The sequence below is a fragment of the Gimesia chilikensis genome (assembly GCF_008329715.1).
GTDB classification, from domain to species: Bacteria; Planctomycetota; Planctomycetia; order Planctomycetales; family Planctomycetaceae; genus Gimesia; species Gimesia chilikensis.
In genome coordinates this window covers 533,133-555,376 of the sequence record NZ_VTSR01000007.1, presented here as the reverse complement: position 1 = coordinate 555,376, position 22,244 = coordinate 533,133, and the positions used below count along the sequence as shown (strand labels likewise).

The window sequence follows — 22,244 nt, the reverse complement described above, 5'->3', positions numbered from 1 at the left end:
AGGCGGATATCCCTAATGAATGATGGCCCAACGTCCGTATTATATCAGCTGAAATTGGAATTCAAATAAGAACGTTTCCCGGAACGCAGATTTTTCGCGTGTTAATTCTTTTTGAATCATCAAAGCATGCTTCGTCTCGCCAGGCTCACAATGTGCGGGTGTACCATATCGTTTTTACAGACAGACTCTCATTCAAAGCGATCTGGAGCATACGGTGTCGGGTCGAGATCGGGAGTTTCTGACGCTACCAGCTGGGCAATCAGCTTGCCGGTCGCGGGTGCCATGCTCATTCCCAGCATGTTGTGCCCCGCTGCCAGCCAGGCATTGTTCAGACGGGGCACCCGACCGATGATCGGCAGGCTGTCCCACGTCATCGGCCGCCAGCCATACCAGCGTTCGTACTCGGTCTCGGTAGAGGGAGTCACCAGGTACGGCTGCGCCGAGTCCCGTAACTGCTGAATGCGATATTCGGGAATCGTCGTATCATACCCGGTGAATTCCATCATCGATCCCAGCCGGAACCGATTCTCGAACGGACAGACGCCGACCTTATGCTCGGGGAACAGCATTGGATATCGGGGGCTTGGATCCGGTGCCGCCATCGTCACCGAGTACCCTTTACCAGGCAGGATCGGAATCGCGCAGCCCAGCTGTTCCGCCAGTAGCGGACTCCAGGCCCCGGTCGCAAACACAACCACATCGGCCTGCAGTTCTCCCTGCGAAGTCTCCAGCTGTGTAATCTTGCCTCCCGCATGCGTGACCCCCGTCAGCTCACACATTTCCTGGAATTGAACGCCTCGTTCACGCAACCGCGCGGTCCAGGCAGCAGCCAGCAGATCCGGTTTTAACGAAGCATCACACGTGTAATGGAAGGCCCCCGCCAGTCCCGGTTTGAGTGCCGGATCGAAGGCCTGCAGCGTCTCTCCCGGAATCTCCCGAGCCGCAACGCCGAAGTGTTCCGTCAGCAGACGATCGGTCTGGCGATATTCATCCAGCCCCCGTTCTGTCTGAAACACATACAGCAGACCTTCGTCGCGCCACTCACAGTCGAGGTCTTCCTGTTCGAGCAACCGCCGGTATTCCTGCAGTGATAAATCAAGCATGGCTTTCAAAGCAGGCGCTGCTGACAGCATCTGTTTGTGAGTACAGCGACGGCCGAAGTGCCACATCCATTTCCAGAACGAAAAATCCCATTGGGGCCGGACGCGAAAGGGGGCACGCGGAGTGAACAGTGATTTCAAAGCCGTTTTAAGGGCCGCAGGTTCAGTGAGGGGCAACACATGGCTCGGCACGATGAATCCGCAGTTCGCATGCGAGCAGGCACCCGCAATCGTTTTCCGTTCGATGACCGTCACCTGATAGCCGGAGTCAGACAGGTAGTGCGCACAGGCGATTCCGATAATCCCGCCCCCTACGACGATCACGGTTCCCTCTGATGTCTGCTCGGTCATTTGATGGCTCCTGTCGGGATGCCTTGCCCGAACGGATCTCCCGGCTGTTGAATCAGCTGACTTTCACTCACGATATACGCACTGCCCGTAATCCGGGGCAGAATTTGATCAGCGGGTCCCTGTCGATACGATCCCTCAAACCGGCTGCCGATGATACTCTCCTGCACCCAGGTCTCACCCGGTGCCAGCTTTCCTGCAGCTGCCAGGCAGGCCAGCTTCGCACTCAACCCCGTTCCACAAGGCGAGCGGTCGTAAGCGCCTCCCGGACAGAGGACAAAATTCCGACTGTCCGCCTCGGGAGATTCTGCAGGCCCGAAGAATTCAATATGGTCGATTTCCTCACCTGACGCACCACAAATGCCCTGTTCTGCTAAAACACTCCGCAAACGTAAGCCGGCGGTCGTCAGCTCCGGAATCCGTTCGGCAGTTAATGGCAGCGGGGAATCCGCCAGAAAGAACCAGTTGCCACCCCAGGCGAGGTCACCATGAATGGGTCCCAGTTGAGGAACCTCGACCGTGACGTCCGCCTGCAGTCGATAGCTGGGGACGTTTTCAATCGACGCCAAATGCGCGTCATGTAGTTGGACACTGACGATACCCACCGGTGTTTCGAGCTTGTGCATCCCCGGTTCGATCCGTCCCAGGTAGGCCAGCGTAACTGCAACGCCGATCGTCCCATGGCCGCACATCCCCAGGTAGCCGCGGTTATTAAAGAAGATGACGCCCGCGGCGCACGTGGAATCGGTCGGCTCACAGAGCAGGGCCCCCACCAGCGCCTCGTTGCCCCGAGGTTCATCAATCAGGGTACGACGAAACCCGTCTGCAGTCTTTCGGAACCGGTCCCGTCGCGCACTCAGCGGTCCCGTACCAAGCTCAGGACCTCCTGACAGCACGACACGCGTCGGTTCCCCTGCGGTATGCGAGTCGATGACGTGGACCCGCGCTTCAGATCCCATCATGCGTTTGCTCCCGGCCACTGGTTCCACCAGTTCTTAAACAACTGCCACTGGTCGTGCAGAAAACACCGCTGGCTTTCAGACAGCTGATCCGACGGGTTAAAGTGCAACTGATATTCGGGATTCCCCTCCAGTACCATCAATGATTTGTAATACAGAACCAGGTCGGGGCCTTCGTCAAACCGGGAGAGGACCGCCAGGGCCGCATCCAGTTCCAGAGCCAGCCTGCGGGCCTCGACATCTCCCTGCGCTGCCCGTTCACAGAACGCGATCAACTTCAATACGGGGATCGGCAACGCATTCCCCACTCCCGTGATCGCACCAACGGCGCCGCAGTTCACAAATCCGTGAAAGACCTGCGTATCCACGCCCACCATCAGGGACAGCCCCGAATCACCGGTTGTAATCTGCTCGGCGGCGTAGTTCAGAGCTTCCGCCCCTCCGAATTCCTTGAAGCCCACCAGATTCCCATACGACCGCCGAAGTTCAAAGAACAGGTCAGCGCGGGTTTCAAAACCGTACCAGGGACTGTTATAAATCACCGCCGGTAACCTGTCGGCTGCTTTGAGTATGTCAGAGAAATGCGACTTTTGTGCCGCCGGTGAGGAGCCGCGCGAAAGCACGCGGGGAATCAGCATCAGTCCGGCTGCACCCACTTCCTGGGCATGCGCTGCATGAGCCACGGCGCTCTGCGTGTTTTGAGCCCCCGTACCAACAACGACCGGCACGCCCGCTTCGACCAGTCGCCTGACACCTTCCTGCCGCTGTGCATCGGTCAACAGCGGCCAGTCTCCCATGGAGCCACAATAGACCACGGCCCGCATCCCCAGATCAATCAACTCCCGGGCCTTGCTGACCAGCGCGTCATAGTTGGGACTCCCATCAGTCTGGCAGGGAGTCATCAAGGCCGGCATGCAGCCACGAAAGATTCGGCTCTCTTCGGTCACGCGTCGTCTCCTTGTTCCGGGGGACTCTGAATGCGGTTAATCCAGAATCAGCATACCCGTTTCGCGGGTGAACTGTATAGTCGGTCCCTCGACGACAGACTTGAAAATGCGCATAATCGAGTTTTTAGAGATCTGGATCCGAGAGAACGACAATGATCCACGAATTACTGCAGCAACTGGATGAGCCGTTTACCGGCGAAGCACTTTTCGATCATCTGCCTGATATCGTCTATTTCATCAAGGACAGGAGTGGGGCCTATCTGGTTGTGAACACCACGCTGCAGCAGCGGTGTGGCATGCAAACCAAGGCTCAACTGCTGGGACGGACTCCCTGTGAAGTCTTTCGGTCGCCGCTGGGAAACCGTTTTCAGGAACAGGATCAGCGCGTGCTCAAAACCGGGAAACCCTTGCTTTCCCAACTCGAACTGCACGTCTACCCCTCGCGCGAAGTGGGCTGGTGCCTGACGACCAAGCTGCCCCTCAAGAACCGCCGGGGCACCGTGGTCGGACTGGTCGGCGTTTCCAAAGACCTGCAACTGCCGGACTACGCGACCGCAGAATATCAGCACGTTGCCACCGCCATTCAATATGCCGAACAGCATCTGGCTGAACCCCCGTCCATTCCGGAACTGGCTGCGCAGGCACAGATGTCCCGCTATCAGTTCGACCGCCGAATCCGTCGCGTGTTCGGACTGAATGCCAGCCAGTGGCTCTTGAAACTCCGCATCGATCTGGCTCAGCAGCAGTTATGTGAGACGGACGCTCCCATCTCTGCGATCGCCCTGAATGTCGGCTATGCCGACCAGAGTGCCTTCACACGTCAGTTCCGCAGTACAACCGGCATGACGCCTCAGGATTATCGCCGCACGGGACGTCGGGCAGAATGATAGAGCTCAGCTGTCATCAGTCTGCTTTCGCACCCTGCGCCGCCAGCAACCGCCGATAGTTCTCACCCAGGATCAGGAATTTCTCCTGTTCGGTAATCTGGGCACAGGTGACTTTACACAATTCGGTTCCCAGTGAGCGTGAGGGAAGGTGGCTCCCAAAGACCACGCGTTCGGCCCCCAGTTCGCGGACGGCCATTTCAATGAAGCCCGCCGTCGGGTCGAAGCCCGAAGTCTCTACGAGAATATTCCCGCAATCCCGGACCGCGCGGATGCCCTGTTCCCATTCGCCACCCGCGTGGGCGCACAGGAATTGCTGGTCGGGAAATCGTTTGGCCAGAACCACGAGGTCGTCCGGCGTCGATTCACCCGGTCCCCCTTTGCCACCGGTCTTGAACCAGGTGTGCTGCATGATCACGCCGTTCAACTCGCCAATGCGTTCGACCAGCGGGTTGAAGTTCGGATGCGTACAGACCTGTGCCCCGGGACCACTGCTGGCGAAATAGACGCCCCGCATTGGGCCGTTCTTAATCCACTGATCCAATGCCGCCAGGGAAGCCGGCACATCGTTGGCATTCAACTGCATCATCCCGATTAACAGCTCGGGCCAGCGCTCCAGCGGTTTCAGTATTACGTCAGGTTGCTCACGCAGCAGTTGCTCCAGCTGGGAATCACTGGTTGTGCCCAGTCCCACATGCGCGAAGTAACACAGTTTTTCAAACTGACCGGTGCGGGCAGCAGGCAGGGCGCGCTCAATATCCGCGATCAGGCGGCTGCTCCCATCACGACCCGGATTCGAATGCGAGGGCGTGAAGTAGGAATCCCAGATGCGATAGCGTTTCAACTGTGCTTGACCGGGCAGCCCGGCATGAATTTGTTCGGCGTCGATTGTCGTGGGCAGGGGCTCTGGTTTGCGTTCCGTAACGGCAGAAGCCTGCTTCTCCCGACAGGATTTCAGCAGGCGACTCGCATTCCCCGACAGCAGGGCGGCCAGCGCCGGTGCGTCGAGCTTGCGGGCTTCATAAACACGCACCAGCGGTGCTTCGGGAATCAGAAACGGCGCATGGCTGCCAAACAGGACCCGACCCGCAGGAGCAGCTTCGATCAGATTCGGCACGCCATCCGTTCCATCCACGCGAGCAGTATCAAAGTAGATCCCGGGCGTTTCCTCCAGCTGTTTCAACAACGGTGAACGCGGACGTGCATTAAGCAGTTGGACTTTGCAATCCGGAATTTGTTGGACCACTTCCGGCAGCGGTTGCACATCCAGATCAGCCACACGCAACAGATGACTCTGCGTACGCGTGTCTTCCAGTGAAACGACAATCTGCACCAGAACCTTCTGACTGGCTGCCTGCTTCAAAAGTTCTTTAAACTGGGGATCATCCAAAGCGTAACCATGATATCCCGGGTAGACCCGCACTCCCGGCATCTGATGTTTGGTCAGGCAATCCTGGAAATCGTCTTCCCAGCCCGGCAGTGACACATTGATGGTGCCGAACGGAATCAGTTCAGGATACTTCTGACATTCCTCAACCAGTCGCTGATTAACGGAAGACAGATCGCGGTGCAGAATACCTTCATAACTGCCGGCCCAGGCCTGTACCACTCCCAGGGATCGCAGTTTCTTGACCAGCAGCGAGGTCTCATCCAGCGGGAGTCGACGAAAAGGCCAGTCGAACAGGCTGACGTTGGTATCGATGATCGTCGGTCGCGCATCCATTGCATCGGCTCCCCAGCTCATACTGTTTCCCAACGCAACTGCAACACCAGCAGTCGCGGCACACTGCAGCAGTTCACGACGGGTCAGGCCTGATTCAGATGGGTTCAACTGATGATCTCCTTGACCACGCGGGGCGGCTTGACCCCGGTCAGCCGCTCTTCCAGCCCGCTGCGGGTGAAATGGAGTTTCTGATGATGCAGTCCCAGCAGGTGTAGAATGGTCGCATGGAAGTCATGCACGCTCACCGGATTCTCGACGACGCTGTGTCCGAAATCATCGGTGACGCCGTAGGTCGTGCCCCCTTTCACGCCACCGCCGGCCATCCAGGAAGTGAAGGCCTGCATGTTGTGATCGCGGCCTGAATATCCGTTCGATGATTTCTGCGTAGTCGGCGTTCGTCCAAATTCACCGCCCCAGATGACTAGCGTATTATCGAGCAGTCCCCGCTGTTTCAGGTCACGCAGCAGTCCAGCCACCGGTTTGTCCGTGCGTTCGCACATCAGGCGATGGTTGGCATTCAGGTCGGCGTGACTGTCCCACGGTTGTTCTTCCAGGAAGATCTGCACAAACCGGACGCCCCGTTCCACCAGACGGCGGGCCAGCAGGCAGCGGCGACCATACGAGTCGGTCGCTTTCTCGCCGATACCATACTGCTCCAGTGTGGGTTTCGTCTCTTTGGAAAGGTCAAGGGCTTCGGTGGCTGACATCTGCATCCGCGCTGCCAGGCTATACGATTCGATGCGGGCATCCAGCAGCGGATTATAAGGACGCTCTTTGCGATGAATCTCATCCAACTGGTTCAGCAGTTTCTGTGCGGACTCGGTCACCGCCGAAGGTTGTTCGTACTGAGGTTTCAGATTCAGGATCGGCGAACCGGTCGGACGCAGCCGCGTTCCCTGGTAAGTCGGAGGCAGAAAGCCGGCTGTCCAGTTACGGGTACCGTTCTTGGGAGCCCCCAGGGGATCGGTCAGCACGACATACGCAGGCAGATTCTGATTTTCGGTGCCCAGCCCGTAGACGGTCCAGGAACCAAACGTGGGATAGCCCATGAACAGCCGCCCGCTGTGAATTTTATACAGGGCATTGTCGTGGTTGGGGTGGTCGGTCCACATCGAATTGAGCAGACAGAGTTCGTCAGTCATCTTCGCAGTTTCCGGCAGGACGTCGGCCATCCACATTCCCGATTCCCCGTGTCGGGCGAACTTGTATTGTCCGCCCAGCATTTCTCCGATACTACTCGTGTTCGAGTTCCCCAGGTCTTCGATGTTCCCCGGGTAGGGTTTGCCATCCATCTTGTCGAGCACCGGCTTGGGATCGAACAGATCCATCTGGCTCGGCCCCCCGTTCATAAACAGGTGGATCACCGATGTCGCTTTGGGCGGATGGTGCGGTTCCTTCGGTTTCAGGTCGTACTGTTGTGGCGCGTGTTCTGACTCAGATGCGAGTGCCTGGGTTCCGCCAAAAAAATCCTGGCAGAACAGGTGTGTCAGCGCTGCGCCCATGATGCCATCACTGGTCCGGGCAAAAAAGTCACGACGTGTCTGCAGTGGTTCGGAAGAATGCTTCATCGTACTAGTCAATATAAAGGAATGCAGCGGAATTCAGGATCGTATGGCAATACGTCTCCAGGGCCGCCTGGGAATTTTCGTTCCAGCTGGTCTCCAGTTTCTTGAGAGTCGCAACCCCCAGTTTACGTTCGGTTTCACTGGGGGGACGACACAGAGCCATTTCGTAAACCAGCGCAACGCGGGCTGCCGGGGAGTCCAGGTTCTGTTTCGCCAGTGTCTGCTGAACCCGGTCCGCAAAGGCCACTGCCAGGTCGCGGACCCGTTCATTGTTCATCAGCATCAGTGACTGGGGCGATACCGTGGAAATACTCCGCGTGACACAGTTGGGGCCCATTTCGGGATAATCGAAGGTGTCCAGCATCGTCGGAATCTGCGTTCGTCGGTATTGCAGATAGATACTGCGTCTCCAGCCCCCCTCGGCGGTCGCGTTTGCGCTTACCAGACCATTCTGATCGACGCTGACTGAATCGGGAGGACCGCCGGCATCGTCATCCAGTTTGCCGGAAATAAACAGCAGGGAATCGCGGAGTGCTTCCGCATTCATCCGCCGCAGCGGGAAATGTGACAGCAGGCGATTCTGCGGATCGTGTTTCTGAATCGCGTCAGTAATCTGACTCGACTGGCGATAGGTTCGGGAGTTCATAATCAGGCGGTGCAGCTCTTTGATGCTCCAACCCTCTTCGACGAAGCGGACGGCCAGCCAGTCCAGCAGTTCGGGATGCGAAGGACGTTCCCCTTTGACGCCGAAATTCTCCAGCGATTTGACCAGGCCGGTTCCAAAATGGTGATACCAGATGCGGTTTACCATGACCCGCGCGGTCAGCGGATGATCGTCCCGCGTCAACCAGCGGGCCAGTGCCAGACGACGACCGGTTTTCGGAGTGCCCTCGGGGAAGGGGGGCTTGACGACGAACGGCGTTCCCGGTGGATCCAGCACCGCAGGTGCCCCCGGGCCAACCAGTTCGCCCGGTTGCGCGTGTTCTCCGCGTCTCAGGATATACGTGGGGGAAGGGCGTCCGCGATCCCAGAGTGCACGAATCGTCAAAGGCGGTTCCATCTTCGCCTGCACGCGTGCTGTCTCCTGATCGGTCTCCTTCAGTCGCTGTTTGGCTGCCTGCACCGCGTCATTCCAGGCCGTTTCCGGCATGAGCTCAGCGGTTCTCAGTTTTTCGACCAGGATCCGCTGCTCCTGCGTCCGGTTATTGTCGGCGATTTTCAGGGCCCGCAGCGTTTTCTGGCGATCCTCTTCACTCTGCTCCGGATAATGCTGCTTGAGCAGTTCCAGCTGCAGATCTGCTTCCGCCTTTCTGCGCTGGGCGGCGAGCTGCTTCAGCTCTTTGTTGAGGACCGGATTGGTCTGTTTGACCCGTTGTTTCTGTTCCGATGTGCCCAGCTCCAGCGAACGATTCTTGAATGTAAGCCAGTCGTATTCGTCCAGTGCTCCCTGGAAGACCGCTTTGAACCGGTAATAATCCCGGTGGGGAATTGGATCATACTTATGCGAATGACAGCGGGCACATTCCATGGTCAGTCCCATGACACCTGAGCCCATGACGTTAATCGCGTCGTCGATCACTCCCAGTCGTTCCGGGACGAAGTTCATCGTGCGGGAACCGGTCTGGTCGATGCCCATTCGCAGGAATCCGGTTGCGACCAGGTTGTCGACCATTTCCTGCGTGACTTCAGGAGCTTTCTGCACGTCGAGCAGTTCATCGCCGGCAATCTGTTCCAGCAGGAAGCGATCGTAAGGTTTGTCTTTGTTGAAGGCGTCGATGACGTAATCGCGGTACTTCCAGGCGACGGCCCGCAGTGGATCAGAGGAGACACCCCCTTCAGAATCAGCATAGCCGGCGACATCCAGCCAGTAACGTCCCCAGCGTTCTCCATAGTGGGGTGACGCCAGCAACTGATCGATCATTGTCTGATACCAGTGCGGATCGTCGCTGGTTCGCCAGTACTTCCATTCTTCAACGGCAGGGGGCATGCCGATCAGATCGACATAGGCACGTCGGATTAAGGTGTCGCGGTCCGCTTCCGGGGAAAAATCCAGTTCGTGTGCCTTGAGTTGTTTCTGGATTAATTCATCGATGGACTTCACACCTTGCGGTGCTTGGGGTGGTTGAAAGGCCCAGTGCTCGCGATCTTCTGCAGTCACCAGGGGATCCGGTCCCGTGGTGGCGACGTCGGGCTCGATATCAGCCACCGGAGCACCGGCGGCAATCCAGTTCTTCAGTTTCTCGACTTCCGATTCAGGCGGTCTGCGAACAAAGAACTTGAGCAGCAGCTCACGCGGCGGACAGGCCTGGCTTTCAATCCGCTGGATCATCAGACTCTCTTCCGGTTTGCCTGCGACAAAAGCGGGACCATGTTCGCCCCCTTTCTGCATGCTGGCCGGCGTGCGCAGATCGAGGCCGCCCCGTTTGAGTTCCGCGCCATGACAGGCGGTGCACCGCAGCAAGACAATCGGCAGCACATCGTGCTGGTTGAGCTTTTCTTCTTCCAGTTGAATCGGCTTTTCTGTCTGGGCTCCCGTTTTGAGCCATTTGCGGATCAGTGCCAGCTCGTCTTCGGTCAACTGTGGTGAATCATCGGGAGGCATGCCGCCGCCATCGATCATGATCCACAACAGGCTCTCATCGACAGATTCGGCCAGCGATGATTCACCCGATTCGCCCCCTTTATGCAGACCTTCGATGCGGGAGAGATCCAGTCCCCCCTTACGGACCTTATCCCAGTGACATTTGCCGCACTTGGCGGAAAAAATGGGCTGAATGTCCGATTCGAAAACCGGCGTTTTTTTCTCCTCAGCGGAGCCGGTTTGTGCGGAAAAGGAGCTCAGCAGGAGCAGAAACAAGAGTAGAGCACATCGCTTGAAATTCATATTGATGCAGGCAGGTGGGAGTGAGGTTTCAGGTAAGCGCGGCGATTTACTTAATAATATTTAGATTCTACTGCAAAAGAACAGGTCATTCAAGACAAAAATACATCAGGACAGCAGTTCCTGAATGACGTGACCATGCACGTCGGTCAGGCGACGTTCGATTCCGTTATGATAAAACGTCAGTTTCGTGTGATCGATCCCCAAAAGATGCAGGGCCGTGGCGTGCAGATCATAGCTGTACGCCGGCGATTCAACCGCTTTGAAGCCCAGCTCATCGGTGGCCCCATAACCGACGCCCCCTTTGATGCCCCCGCCCGCCAGCCAGGACGTAAAGGCACCCGCGTTATGGTCGCGGCCCTTGCTCTGTTTCCCCTGACCCGCGGGTTGTCGACCAAACTCGGTAGTACAGATAACGAGCGTGTCGTCCAGCATGCCTCGCTGCTTCAGATCCTGCAGCAACGCTGCGGCTCCGGTATCGAGCACCGCGCCCCAGTATCCGTGGTCGCGGACCAGGTCTTCGTGGCTGTCCCAGTTGGGACGAATCTTCTTGGCGGTTGTGTTCTCCGCACCGCAGTAAATCTGCACGAACCGCACGCCCCGTTCCGCCAGTCTCCGCGCCAGCAGACACTGTCGTCCGAAGGGACCGATTTCGGGATGATCCACATCATACAGGTCGCGGGTCGCGGTCGTCTCAGAGGCGAGGTCGGTCACCTCCGGTGCACTTAACTGCAGGCGGGCTGCCATCTCATACGCCTTGATTCGCGCATCCAGTTCACTGTTCCCGGAACGGGGTTGCTGATGCAGGCGATTCAGTTTCTGGAGGAAGTCGAGTCCCGGCTGTTCGCTCTGTTTGGTCTGTGCTGCGAATTCATCCGGAGGAAAGAGGTCGGCAATCGGCTGCCGGGGATTAGATGTATCGAGTGTCGTCGCCTGGTGCACCGCGGGCAGAAATCCGGCGCCCCAGTTGATGATGCCGCCGGGCGGCAGTCCCCGTGGATCGGGCAGTACGACGAATGCGGGCAGATCTTCCGCTTCACTGCCCAGACCGTAAGTCACCCAGGCTCCCATGCTGGGAAAGCCGGGCAGCGTGAATCCCGTATTCATCATGAAACAGGCGGGGCCATGCAGGGCCGTTTTGCTGTGCATGGAATAAATGAACGACATATCGTCGATGCAGTTGGCCAGCTTGGGAAACAGATCACTCATCCAGAGGTCCGATTCCCCATGCCGTTTGAATTTCCAGAAACCAGGCTGACAGTTACCCGGTTTCGACGCGAAGAACTGCAGCTTGCCGTCCGGATCAAAGGGCTGTCCCGCCCGTTTCTCCAGCGCCGGTTTAAAATCGAAAGTGTCGACATGGCTCATTCCGCCCGGACAGAAAATCTGAATCACGCGTTTTGCCTTGGCAGGATAGTGCGGTTCAGCCTTCGTTTCTCCGGACAGCATCGCCATTAAGGCCATGCCGCTGAAGCCGCCTCCCGCCGTCTGCAGAAACTGACGGCGCGAGAACAGCGGCGCGGCTGCTGACACTTCTGTCTGCTGCGGAAGCGGCTCTTTCTGTTGTGGTTTAATCGACATAGACAAACTCATTCGAATTCAAGAGGGAGCGACAGAGGGCAAACAGGTCCTGTTGGGTAACGAACTCACTGGCCAGCATGGCTTCCTGCGTGGTCGGCTTTCGTCCGAGCGCCAGCTGGAAGGCCCGCTGTACCTGATCGTCACTTTTTAAACCCGCTTCCTCTTTGATCCGTTCGGCGAAATAGCGGGCCTGCCTTAACATGAAATCATTGTTATACAACGCCAGTGACTGCAGCGGCGTGGTCGTGGTCAATCTGCGGGCCGTGAGGTTTGCCGGATCGGGGCAGTCGAGAGTGGTCAGAAACCGGTTGGGTGTGGTCCGTACCCGATAACGGTAGATGCTGCGTCGCCACAATTCAGGTTTGTCCGCAGTCACATACGTGTAGATCGGCGCGTATGCGTCCTGGTATTGAAAATCTTCAAATCCGGGACCACCCCGTTGCGGATTCAGCTTGCCACTCACAAACAGCACCGCATCGCGAATCGCTTCGGCTTCTCTGCGTCGCGGGTTCTGATGCCAGAGCAGACGGTTGTCTGCATCCACTTTGTAACCACGCTGATCGGCTTCCGCCCGCGACTGCTGTCGATAGGTGTCGCTTAACAGTATCAGCCGCTGCATCGCTTTTAAAGAACCGTTCTGTCGCTGCAGTTCGCCTGCCAGCCAGTCGAGCAGTTCCGGATGAGAAGGACGTCCCCCGCCATAACCGAAGTCACTCGGCGTTTTCACAATGCCCTGACCAAAGTGCCAGAGCCAGAGTCGATTCACAATCACCCGCTTAGTCAGGGGATTGTCGGGATGCGTAATCCACTCCGCCAGTGCGGCGCGGCGTTCGCCTTGACTGCTCTCGGTTGATCCCAGTTCAGGCTCCAGCATCTGTAGTGAAGCGAGGGCAGCGGGAGCCAATACTTCTTCAGCAGGTGCTTCAGGATTCCCACGCACCAGCAGATGCACTTCCGGCATTTTCTCATTTTTGACGATGCCATAGAATCGGGGCGGGGAACCCAGTGACTTCAACCGGGATGCCACCTGCTTCCGCTGATCCTGGAGTTGGGCCAGTTCCTGTTTCTCCGCCGGTTCCATTTTGCGGGCCACCGCTGAGACCAGGCGGGGATCACCAAAACCGACCTGATCATGGCTGTAGCCGTTGCCGCCATCGGTTGCGATCAGTGTCAGGAAGCGGGCTGAGGAGGGCAGGTCGATGTCAAGCTGCTGCAGGCCCGCTTCCCGTTTGAGTTGCGTATACTTCGCGACTTCTTCCCCATCGACAAAGACCCGCACATCCGCCTGAAACGGACCGCTGGCACCGAAGTAACCCAGTTTCGCTGTGAATTTCAGCTCAGCCAGTTGCGTGGACTGGCGTATTTTCTGCAGGTCAAAGGTGATCCCGGAATTCGCATGCAGGCCCAGCAGGCTGTGTCCTGCTGCGGTAAAGTCGATTCCGTCCAGTTCGGGAGAATGCTGGCTGGCGACCGGGCCGTTGCGGATCATGTCCCAGGCTTTGCCCGAGGTCTGGGGGAGACCTGTAATCGTCGTCCCGGTAGAGCTCACAATGATATTCGCGTTCCCTGCCTGCCCGTCGGGGATGAAGACGCCATCGACGAAATCGAACGCTGATGCGACAAACCGGTTGGTCTGCACATTGCCTAATGCACCGAAGTCGCGGGTCTGGACTTTCGCGGTGCGGGCGTCGATCCCCTGGCGAAAGGCACCCGTTCCCAGACCATTGCCTCCACCGACGATGTCCGCCAGATCCAGCCCGGTCCCTTCCAGTTTGCTGATCCGATAGTCAATCTCATTGAGCTGAGACGTCAACTCCTGTTTTCTGCTCTCATATTCCTTGATTGCGGATTGGCTGACGACGCGTTCGGCTCGTTTGACTCCCGCGAAGACCGCCCGCAACTGGTAGTACTCTTTCTGTGTAATCGGATCCAGCTTGTGATCGTGACAGCGGGCACAGTTAATGGTGATCCCCATGCAGGCCGTCATGACCTGCGTCGCCATATCATCCAGGTCCAGCGAACGGGCGGAGCGCCGCAGAACATCGCTTTTGGTTTCGACCTGCCCCACAAAGTCCCAAGGACCCGCGGCCAGGAAGCCGGTGGCGATGGTGGCCTGTTCGTCATTGGGCCAGAGCACATCGCCGGCGATCTGTTCCTGCAGAAAACGAGCATACGGTTTGTCCGCATTGAAGGCAGCAATTACATAGTCCCGGTAACGCCAGGCATTGTCGCGGCGTTTATCCCGCTCAAAGCCATGCGTGTCCGCGTAATGTGCCAGGTCGAGCCAGTGCTGTGCCATGCGTTCCCCATATCGGGGCGAAGCCAGCATGCGATCGACCAGCTTCTCATAGGCCCGTGGATCGGGATCATTAACAAACGCTTCCACAGCGGCCGGGTCCGGGGGGAGCCCATGCAGATCAAAGGCCAGACGGCGGATCAGCGTACGGCGATCAGCAGCGGGGCTCAATGTCAGCTGTTGTTTAGTCAGTTTCTGACGGATGAAATCATCGATGGTCAGTCCCCGTTCAGCTGAAGCCGGTTTGAACGTGGTAAAATCTGCTTTCAAAGGCTGCAGCGACCACCAGCTGGTATCGGCCTTGGATTTCTGTTTGACCACCACATCTTTGGGCCAGACTGCGCCTTCACTTATCCAGCGGGTGAGCAGCGCGACCTGTTTGTCTGACAGCGGGGACGCTTCCTGAGGCATGGCCGGCGGTTTCCCCTCCTGGGAGGTGACCAGTTCCAGCAGATAGCTCTCGTCTGGTTTCCCGGGAGTCAAATAGCCGTTGTCCAGCAGATCCTGAACGCCCGCCAGCGACACGCCCCCTTTGGTATTGTCGGGTGAATGGCAGCGGACACAGTGGTCGGCGAACAGCGGGGCAATGTCGGTTTTAAAGTCGAGGGGACGGTCCTGCGCAGCCAGATCGGTCGAGGCGAGACTCAGCCAGAACAATAGAAAGAGCAGGGGGGACCGTCGGAGTGCCATGGAATACCTGTCTTGTTGTGGTGAAACGACTTAGGTCATCAGGAAGGAAAGCTCCACTATACCATGCTGCCCGAATCGTTCCAACAGTTTCTCTCGAGAAACAGACCTCGGTAAGTGTCCAGTTCGGTCTACTTGTCTGTTGCAGCCGGGCTTCTTTGAATGTGTGCCTCGGGTAACAGGCCGCCGAGATACGGAACGAAAACCAGCCCATGATCCATAAGTGTCTATTTATTAGTACTTTAGGGGCCCTGCTTTCGCGCCACTGGCAACAGCACGTATCTCTCCCACCTCGATCAGCTGAAGATTCCGGTGGCTCAGGAAATATTACCTCGCTAAATATCGCTGTTTCAGAATAACAATATTGATATGTCGCGATGTTCCGATATAATGTGTATGTGATTCATCGGACTGGCCGCTGTTTGAATCAGGGAATGAAACTCCCGCAGGCCAGTCTGCATGGAATCTGCTGGGAGAGCATCATGGCATACATTCTGATTGGTTCACTGCTGATTGGCCTGACACTGGGGCTGCTCGGTTCGGGCGGGTCGGCGATTACGGTGCCCATCTTAGTCTATCTCGTAGGACATGGCACCAAGGAATCCATTGCCGAATCCATGGCGATCGTGGGAATGATCTCCATCGCCGCTGCAATACCTTATGCCAGTTCGAAATTAATCGACTGGCGAAGTGTGGTCTTCTTCGGACTTCCCGGCATGCTGGGAACCCTCGCTGGGGCCTGGCTGGGAGGTCTGGCCACGGAGGCGTTGCAGCTGGTAGTCTTTGGCACCATCCTGCTGGCTGCCGCCTTCGTGATGTTTCGCAGAGCGCGCGGACCGGAGGGAGCCCACGAATCTCTTGAACCCTCCGCGCAGCAGTCCCCCCGCTGGAAAATGGCGGCGGAAGGAATCGGCGTCGGAATGCTGACCGGCTTCGTAGGAGTGGGGGGCGGCTTTCTGATTGTTCCCGCACTGGTCATTCTGGGCAAATTACCCATGCGAAAAGCGATTGGTACGAGCCTGGTCATCATCGTGATCAACGCCACCGTCGGCTTCGTCAAGTACGAACACTTTCTGGTCTCACACCAGATGTCCGTCAACTGGCAGACAATTCTCGTCTTCACCTTGATCGGCATCGTTGGCAGTGTCGTGGGCCACAAATTAAATGCCCACCTGAATCAACATGTCTTGAAGACCGTCTTTGCAGGGTTTCTGATTCTGCTCGGCGGGTTCGTCATCGTCCATGAAGGCAGCAAACTGGTACCTGCAGCCGCTCGGCAGGCACGCATGACAACTGGCAACAACTATGTGCTGCTGCCTTCTCACCACAAAAATTCCACCTTTCAGCATCAGGGAGATGAATGATGTTATTGAAATACTTTTACGATCAGAAACTGGCCCATGCATCGTATCTGGTGGGCTGTCAGAAAACCAAAGAAGCCATCGTAGTCGATCCGGGACGTGACATCGAACAATACCTCGAGATGGCACAGCGTGAAGGTGTCAAACTGACCGGGGTGGCTGAAACCCATATCCACGCCGATTACGTTTCCGGCGCCCGGGAACTGGCGGATCGCGTGGGAGCGAAGCTGTACGTTTCCGATGAAGGTCCTGCAGAATGGAAGTACGAATATGCGGACCAGTACGAGGCACAGTTGTTGAAAGAAGGAGATACTTTCCAGGTCGGGAACATTCGTTTTGACGTCCTGCACACTCCCGGTCATACACCGGAAAGTATCTCCTTCCTGTTGACCGACCAGGGCGGCGGTGCCAATGAGCCGATGGGAATCTTCACGGGAGATTTCGTATTCGTCGGTTCGATTGGACGTCCGGACCTGCTGGAAGCTGCTGCCGGCGTTCAGGGAAGTGCCGAAGTCGGAGCGAAGCAGCTCTATCATTCGGCCCAGCGTTTTAAAGAATTACCCGACTATCTGCAGGTCTGGCCGGCCCATGGTGCGGGTAGTGCCTGCGGCAAGGGACTTGGAGCGATTCCGTCTTCCACCGTTGGTTATGAAAAACGTTTCAATCCGGCGCTGCAGTATGCAGACGAAACCGAATTCGTGAACTACATCCTGTCCGATCAGCCCGAAGCGCCCCGCTACTTTGCGGTGATGAAACGCGTGAATAAAGAAGGTCCGCTGGTGCTCGGCAAGGTCACGCTGCCCAAACCGCTTCCGGCATTACAGGAGTCGCTGGTCAGTTCCTCTGCCACCGTGATCGACCTGTCTCCTTCCAGTGAATTCGCGACAGCACATGTGCCGGGCACAATCAATATTCCGCTGTCGATGCTGGCAGCCTGGGCGGGCTGGCTCGTCGACTACGATCAGCCGGTCTATCTGATCGCAGACGCTGCCGACCTGCCGGAAGCCTATCGCGTATTGCACAAGATCGGCATCGATCGGGTCTCAGGCTGGTTCGAACGGAGTGGAGAGATCCAGTCCGGTCGGGCGACGGAACACTATCCCGTGAAAACGCCAGCCGAACTGGCGCCCCAGATCGAGTCTGGTGAGGTAACGCTGTTTGATGTCCGTGCCGACTCGGAATGGAACCAGGGACATGTTCCTCAGGCCGAACACCGTTTCCTCGGACATTTTCCTGACATGATTTCTACCCTGGAATGCCATCAGCCAGTGGTCGTGCAATGCCGTAGTGGGGCTCGCTCTGCAATTGCGGCCAGTCTATTGCAGGCGGCTGGTATTGACGTCACCAACCTGGCTGGTGGCTACCAGGCATGGGAAACCGCGGGACTGCCCACTACCGGCAGTTCCGGCCCCATCAGTTGTTCTACAAGTTCCGCTGCAGCCTGTTCTCTGGAGAAACAATCATGACTGACCTCGTCGTTTTACTCGCGGTGCTGGCCCTCTGGTTCATCTTGAATCTCTGGATCCTGCCCCGAATGGGAATGCAGACCTGTCTGAGTGGCCTGTGTGGATTGAATCCCCAGCCTTGTCCTCAGCCAGTGAAAACCGAAGCCACTGACCGTCGAGAGCCACAAGCGGTGTCCCGACATCCAGAACAGGGAGAATGAAAATATGATTTCCGATGTGATTGCAGAAACAGAGAATCAGGCACAGGTGCAGCCGCCCTCCGAGAAAGTCGTGCATCACCAGGTTGTAATTGTCGGCGGTGGGAGCGCGGGCATTACGGTCGCTGCGAAATTGACCAAAGGCTGGCTCAGTGATTATGACGTGGCCATTATTGACCCGTCGGAGAATCACTATTACCAGCCGGCCTGGACCCTGGTCGGTGGCGGGGCTTTTCGTAAGGAAAACACGCGACGTACCGAGGCCTCCGTGATTCCTCCCAAAGCGAAATGGATTAAAGATGCCGTCGTTGCGTTCGAACCGGAGCGGAACCGCCTGAAAACCCGTGATGGACAGACCATTGAATACGATTTCCTCGTGGTCAGTGCAGGCATCGGTATCAAGTGGGATGCGATCACCGGGCTCAAAGATGCGCTCGGTAAAGAGGGCGTCTGCAGCAACTACTCGTTTGAGTCGGTAGGCAGTACCTGGGAGAATATCCGCGATTTCAAAGGGGGAACCGCGATCTTCACTCAGCCCGAAACAGGCATCAAGTGCGGTGGCGCGCCGCAGAAGATCTGTTATCTCGCGGATGACTATTTCCGTAAATCAGGAGTACGCGATAAAACGCAGATCATCTTCGCTTCCGGCAGCAGTACGATCTTTGCCGTCGAAAAGTATCGAAAAACGCTGGAAAAAGTGATCGAGCGCAAAAATATCGAGACCCACTTCAATCAGAAGCTGGTTGCCATCAGTGCTGAGACGAAAGAAGCAATCTTCCAGCATACGGAGACCGGCGAAGAGACCACGATTGCGTACGACATGATTCATGTGACACCCCCGATGGGGCCACCTGCGTTCATTGCTCAGAGCCCCCTCGCTGACGAAAAGGGCTGGGTGGATGTCGATAAGTACTCGCTGCAGCACGTCCGTTATCCCAATGTATTTGCTCTCGGAGACAGCAGTAATCTGCCGACATCCAAAACCGCAGCCGCGATTCGCAAACAGGCGCCGGTGGCAGTCAAGAACCTGAAAGCGGCCATCGCCGGCAAACCGCTCACGGCGAAGTACGATGGTTATACATCGTGTCCGCTGGTGACCGGGTATGGCAAACTCGTGCTGGCGGAATTCGACTACGACAAACATCCCCATGAAACTTTTCCCTTCGATCAGTCGAAGGAACGCTGGAGCATGTGGGTTCTGAAAAAGTACTTTCTCCCCTTGCTTTACTGGAAAGGCATGCTCAAGGGACGGGCGTAATCACACAACGGGACTGGAATATTATCTGTGAAAAATCAGGAAAGGGCGTCAAAGTGAAGAAGTCAAACTATCTACGGAATTCAGTTGCCTTACTGCTGGTCTGTGCCATCGCCGGAACCGCACTCGCACAGCGGGGGCCGGGACGCGGCAAAGGTCCCGGGCGGGGGCAGGGACACGGACGAGGTCACGCGGGAGTCGGACAGGGTCAGGGAAATGGTCATTCGCAGGCACATGACCGGGATCATGCCGACTTCCGTTACCTCTTAACGAATCATCAGAAAATTCGTCGCGATGTGCAGTTGCTCCCTAACGGCGTCAAGACATTGACGGAATCCGATGATCCCCAGGTGGCAGCGAAAATCCGCGAACATGTCTACTGGATGAAAGAGCGGGTTGAAAAACAGCAACCCATTCGGATGCGGGATCCTCTGTTCGCCGAACTCTTCCGGCATGCCAGACAGATCAAAATGGTTACCGAAAACACACCCAAAGGTGTGAGGGTGATTGAGACTTCAGAGAACCCCTACGTTGTAAAGCTCATTCAACAACATGCGAAGACCGTTTCGGAATTCGTCAAACGGGGATTCCCTGAGGCGATGAAGAACCACCCGGTCTCTACGTCAGTCAAAGAGCCTGCACCGCTGGAATACCAGCATCCCCGCATCAAGGAATATGGCAAGGTCGTCCAGTTGCCAGACGCAGCTCAGCAGCCACGGGATCAGAGTAAAATCTGTGTCGACCTGACCAAGGGAGGCCCTGCTGACAAGTTGAACCCCTCCATCGAAAAAGTGGCCCGCTTTGTGAATATTTACGAGGGGGCCGGGAAAGATCCTGCGGCAGCTAAAATCGCGGTCGTCCTGCACGGCGATGCCACGCTCTGTGCCTTAAATGATGATGCCTACGCGGAACGCTTCAATACGAAAAGTAATCCGAATCTGGATTGCCTGCACGAACTGCATGAAGCAGGCGTCGAGATCTACGTCTGTGGTCAGTCACTTGTCGGCAAAGGGGGCCAGCCGGATCAGGTGGTCGTGTTTACCGATGTCGCGGTCTCCGCACTCACATCTCTGGTGAACCTGCAGGCAGACGGCTATGCCTATGTCCCGCTGAAATAAAAAACAGAAGAAAATCACTTCTGTCGGTCTCTCTGTGCGTATAATCCCAAGCGTACGCACAGAGTAGGGAAGATACGCGCCTGCTGCTCCCTGTGAGAGATGACCGAATTTGGAAAGAAGACGATGCAACGACGCTGGCTGACGCTACCGCTTACTGGACTGGCCCTGTTAATTGTGTTGACGACACTGTCTGCACAGGAGACTTCTGAGCAACCACAGAAATCACTCATCCCGGAAGCATACCCTCCCGGCGAACTGGGAGCCATCGTCAAGCTGGGGGAAGAGATCGTCGCACGCACACACGAGCATCCGCTGTCTAAACAGTATATCGGGAATAATCTCAACTGCACTTCCTGTCATCTGGAGAACGGGACCAATCCGCAGGCCGCCAGTTTTCTGGGAGTGGCTTCCGCTTACCCGGCCTGGTCTCCCCGCGAAAAACGGGTGATCACACTCGAAGATCGAGTGCTGAACTGTTTCATGCGCAGCCAGAACGGGATTCGTCCTCCCCTCGGCAGCAAAGTATCCGTGGCGATTACCGCGTATATCACCTGGCTCTCCGCAGGCTCTGAGATCAAAATGAATCACCAGAAGCCACTCGGTCCCCGTCATGTGCAGCCCCTCAGTCTGCAGGCGGAACTGGCTGAAGAACGGCGGGGCGCGAAACTCTACGCAGCACGCTGTGCCGACTGTCACGATGCATCAGGCGCGGGAACATCCGAAGGACCACCAGTCTGGGGCAAAGATTCCTATAACGACGGCGCGGGACTGAGCAGAAACGATAAGCTGGCAGCCTGGCTCAAAGTGGCGATGCCTCCGGGGGAAACCGATCTGACCGAGCAGGAAGCCCTGGATATCGCCGCCTATGTGAATTCGCATTCGCGTCCGCATTTCATCCTGGAAGAGCATCTGCCCCCGGTCGAACAGCGCGGCGTTTACGACTGGCAGCCCGCTGCAGCCCCAGCGAAGTAGCTGTCAGGAATGGTTCGGTTCCGGATAGAGCCATTTCTGGAGCAGCCAGCTTAACAGGGGAATCATCACCCAGGTCATCAGCGGAACTGTAATCGAGGTGGTGATCGCGCTTCCGATCAGGAAATGCAGTTCGCTGGTATAGGGCCGAATCAGGTTGATGATCGGTATGATACTGATATAGACGGCGATCCAGATGATAATGGCCATCTTGTATTTGGGGGGATGCGGGCGGTGCTCATCCTGGTGCGAAAACTCAAACCAGGTTTCCAGCCCCGTGTTGTGAGTGATCACCGGGGGACGATGTTCCAGCGCATGCAGGCGGGAGATCCAGTGTTCTCGTTCGGGAGAATTCTTCCAGCGTTCCAGATTCTCCAGTCGGTCAAACCTGAGCACGATCTGATAGGTGGGCCGGGAGCGGGATTCCTGTTTGAGGACCGTCGTTCCCAGGTGACCGGGAAATTTCAGCGAAGCCTGGATGGTGTTCGTCAGCGTCTGCTCCCATTCCTTTTGATTTCCGGGGGCAGGGTGGGCCGTCACAACCATGGTGACGGGATCAGAATCTGTTGAATGCATGCGTCCTGTACTTTCGAGTATCCAGGGTAACCGTAATTCAGTCAGCAGGCGGGGCGCTGATGTGTCCGTGAATTGAAACTATTGTTCGTCCGGATGTGTCATTTTGTGAAGTGGCTATTTCATGATTTTTCTGCAGAGCGTTAAAAGCCCTGTAAATAACATCTTAGGGACACTGAAAATCATAAACTTGCACCCGGCAGTTTACTATTGAGAAATTCATCTAGGCAACCCCCAGAAAATCTGATAATGGAAGCCAGCGATCCCGATATATTAACTGAGGGGACGAAGATTGCCCGTCAGCGTGGAGAAACTGTTCAGGGATTGTAAAAAC

Annotated in this window: 16 protein-coding genes; 7 read left to right on the top strand and 9 right to left on the bottom strand. The window is 56.7% G+C overall.

From position 1 onward, the window contains the following. Positions 1-188 precede the first annotated feature (188 nt). Genes FYZ48_RS11855 through FYZ48_RS11845 form a run of 3 tightly spaced genes read right to left on the bottom strand, consistent with a single transcriptional unit; the run spans position 189 to position 3,321 of the window. Positions 189-1,451, bottom strand: coding sequence for an NAD(P)/FAD-dependent oxidoreductase (locus tag FYZ48_RS11855; RefSeq protein ID WP_149340550.1), 1,263 nt, complete (start codon positions 1,449-1,451; stop codon positions 189-191). Then, positions 1,448-2,407: a 4-hydroxyproline epimerase gene (locus FYZ48_RS11850; RefSeq protein ID WP_149340771.1), complete on the bottom strand. Its 960-nt coding sequence runs from the start codon at positions 2,405-2,407 to the stop codon at positions 1,448-1,450. The genes FYZ48_RS11855 and FYZ48_RS11850 overlap by 4 nt, the downstream gene beginning before the upstream one ends. Further along, positions 2,407-3,321 carry a dihydrodipicolinate synthase family protein gene (locus tag FYZ48_RS11845; protein WP_149340772.1) on the bottom strand — a complete coding sequence of 305 codons (915 nt, stop codon included), beginning with the start codon at positions 3,319-3,321 and terminating at the stop codon, positions 2,407-2,409. The genes FYZ48_RS11850 and FYZ48_RS11845 overlap by 1 nt, the downstream gene beginning before the upstream one ends. Positions 3,322-3,506: 185 nt before the next feature. Here FYZ48_RS11845 and FYZ48_RS11840 point away from each other — a divergent pair, with 185 nt between their 5' ends. Beyond that, positions 3,507-4,241 (top strand): AraC family transcriptional regulator, encoded by a 735-nt coding sequence (locus FYZ48_RS11840; protein WP_149340548.1) that lies wholly within the window; start codon positions 3,507-3,509, stop codon positions 4,239-4,241. 16 nt (positions 4,242-4,257) lie between these two features. Here FYZ48_RS11840 and FYZ48_RS11835 read toward each other — a convergent pair whose 3' ends face one another. The 5 genes from FYZ48_RS11835 to FYZ48_RS11815 all read right to left on the bottom strand — a co-directional run bounded on the left by FYZ48_RS11835 (position 4,258) and on the right by FYZ48_RS11815 (position 14,974). After that, positions 4,258-6,069: an amidohydrolase family protein gene (locus FYZ48_RS11835; protein WP_149340546.1), complete on the bottom strand. Its 1,812-nt coding sequence runs from the start codon at positions 6,067-6,069 to the stop codon at positions 4,258-4,260. Next, positions 6,066-7,529, bottom strand: a complete 1,464-nt coding sequence (locus FYZ48_RS11830) for a DUF1501 domain-containing protein (protein ID WP_145041333.1) — start codon at positions 7,527-7,529, stop codon at positions 6,066-6,068. Before FYZ48_RS11830 ends, FYZ48_RS11835 begins: the two co-directional genes overlap by 4 nt. A gap of 4 nt (positions 7,530-7,533) precedes the next feature. Next, positions 7,534-10,410 carry a PSD1 and planctomycete cytochrome C domain-containing protein gene (locus tag FYZ48_RS11825; protein WP_149340544.1) on the bottom strand — a complete coding sequence of 959 codons (2,877 nt, stop codon included), beginning with the start codon at positions 10,408-10,410 and terminating at the stop codon, positions 7,534-7,536. Between the two features lie 105 nt (positions 10,411-10,515). After that, positions 10,516-11,988, bottom strand: a complete 1,473-nt coding sequence (locus tag FYZ48_RS11820; protein WP_149340542.1) for a DUF1501 domain-containing protein — start codon at positions 11,986-11,988, stop codon at positions 10,516-10,518. Then, entirely contained in the window at positions 11,978-14,974 is a 2,997-nt protein-coding gene (locus tag FYZ48_RS11815) for a DUF1553 domain-containing protein (protein ID WP_149340540.1), read from the bottom strand. The genes FYZ48_RS11820 and FYZ48_RS11815 overlap by 11 nt, the downstream gene beginning before the upstream one ends. Before the next feature lie 431 nt (positions 14,975-15,405). Between FYZ48_RS11815 and FYZ48_RS11810 the strand changes: the two genes are divergently transcribed. The 6 genes from FYZ48_RS11810 (at position 15,406) to FYZ48_RS11785 (ending at position 21,340) form a co-directional block, all read left to right on the top strand. Further along, on the top strand, positions 15,406-16,335 hold the full coding sequence (locus FYZ48_RS11810) for a sulfite exporter TauE/SafE family protein (protein WP_198422211.1): 930 nt from the start codon (positions 15,406-15,408) through the stop codon (positions 16,333-16,335). Continuing rightward, positions 16,335-17,798, top strand: a complete 1,464-nt coding sequence (locus tag FYZ48_RS11805) for an MBL fold metallo-hydrolase (RefSeq protein ID WP_149340766.1) — start codon at positions 16,335-16,337, stop codon at positions 17,796-17,798. Before FYZ48_RS11810 ends, FYZ48_RS11805 begins: the two co-directional genes overlap by 1 nt. Beyond that, positions 17,795-17,998: a hypothetical protein gene (locus FYZ48_RS11800; RefSeq protein ID WP_149340537.1), complete on the top strand. Its 204-nt coding sequence runs from the start codon at positions 17,795-17,797 to the stop codon at positions 17,996-17,998. The genes FYZ48_RS11805 and FYZ48_RS11800 overlap by 4 nt, the downstream gene beginning before the upstream one ends. Before the next feature lie 4 nt (positions 17,999-18,002). Next, complete coding sequence (locus FYZ48_RS11795; RefSeq protein ID WP_149340535.1) at positions 18,003-19,253, top strand: NAD(P)/FAD-dependent oxidoreductase; 1,251 nt, start codon at positions 18,003-18,005, stop codon at positions 19,251-19,253. 53 nt (positions 19,254-19,306) lie between these two features. Further along, a complete protein-coding gene (locus tag FYZ48_RS11790) occupies positions 19,307-20,368 on the top strand; it encodes a DsrE family protein (RefSeq protein WP_187781986.1) in 1,062 nt (353 codons plus the stop codon). Positions 20,369-20,491: 123 nt separating this feature from the next. Next, complete coding sequence (locus tag FYZ48_RS11785; protein ID WP_149340533.1) at positions 20,492-21,340, top strand: c-type cytochrome; 849 nt, start codon at positions 20,492-20,494, stop codon at positions 21,338-21,340. Between the two features lie 3 nt (positions 21,341-21,343). Here the strand turns inward: FYZ48_RS11785 and FYZ48_RS11780 are convergent, their stop codons facing one another. Beyond that, positions 21,344-21,913 (bottom strand): antibiotic biosynthesis monooxygenase, encoded by a 570-nt coding sequence (locus tag FYZ48_RS11780; RefSeq protein WP_149340531.1) that lies wholly within the window; start codon positions 21,911-21,913, stop codon positions 21,344-21,346. Positions 21,914-22,244: the final 331 nt, after the last annotated feature.

What these genes read in the sequence shown, in the direction of transcription:
- FYZ48_RS11855 (WP_149340550.1), bottom strand. Translation starts at nt 1,451, where the DNA reads ATGACCGAGCAGACATCAGAGGGAACCGTGATCGTCGTAGGGGGCGGG.
- FYZ48_RS11850 (WP_149340771.1), bottom strand. Translation starts at nt 2,407, where the DNA reads ATGGGATCTGAAGCGCGGGTCCACGTCATCGACTCGCATACCGCAGGG.
- FYZ48_RS11845 (WP_149340772.1), bottom strand. Translation starts at nt 3,321, where the DNA reads ATGCCGGCCTTGATGACTCCCTGCCAGACTGATGGGAGTCCCAACTAT.
- FYZ48_RS11840 (WP_149340548.1), top strand. Translation starts at nt 3,507, where the DNA reads ATGATCCACGAATTACTGCAGCAACTGGATGAGCCGTTTACCGGCGAA.
- FYZ48_RS11830 (WP_145041333.1), bottom strand. Translation starts at nt 7,529, where the DNA reads ATGAAGCATTCTTCCGAACCACTGCAGACACGTCGTGACTTTTTTGCC.
- FYZ48_RS11825 (WP_149340544.1), bottom strand. Translation starts at nt 10,410, where the DNA reads ATGAATTTCAAGCGATGTGCTCTACTCTTGTTTCTGCTCCTGCTGAGC.
- FYZ48_RS11820 (WP_149340542.1), bottom strand. Translation starts at nt 11,988, where the DNA reads ATGTCGATTAAACCACAACAGAAAGAGCCGCTTCCGCAGCAGACAGAA.
- FYZ48_RS11815 (WP_149340540.1), bottom strand. Translation starts at nt 14,974, where the DNA reads ATGGCACTCCGACGGTCCCCCCTGCTCTTTCTATTGTTCTGGCTGAGT.
- FYZ48_RS11810 (WP_198422211.1), top strand. Translation starts at nt 15,406, where the DNA reads ATGAAACTCCCGCAGGCCAGTCTGCATGGAATCTGCTGGGAGAGCATC.
- FYZ48_RS11805 (WP_149340766.1), top strand. Translation starts at nt 16,335, where the DNA reads ATGTTATTGAAATACTTTTACGATCAGAAACTGGCCCATGCATCGTAT.
- FYZ48_RS11800 (WP_149340537.1), top strand. Translation starts at nt 17,795, where the DNA reads ATGACTGACCTCGTCGTTTTACTCGCGGTGCTGGCCCTCTGGTTCATC.
- FYZ48_RS11795 (WP_149340535.1), top strand. Translation starts at nt 18,003, where the DNA reads ATGATTTCCGATGTGATTGCAGAAACAGAGAATCAGGCACAGGTGCAG.
- FYZ48_RS11785 (WP_149340533.1), top strand. Translation starts at nt 20,492, where the DNA reads ATGCAACGACGCTGGCTGACGCTACCGCTTACTGGACTGGCCCTGTTA.
- FYZ48_RS11780 (WP_149340531.1), bottom strand. Translation starts at nt 21,913, where the DNA reads ATGCATTCAACAGATTCTGATCCCGTCACCATGGTTGTGACGGCCCAC.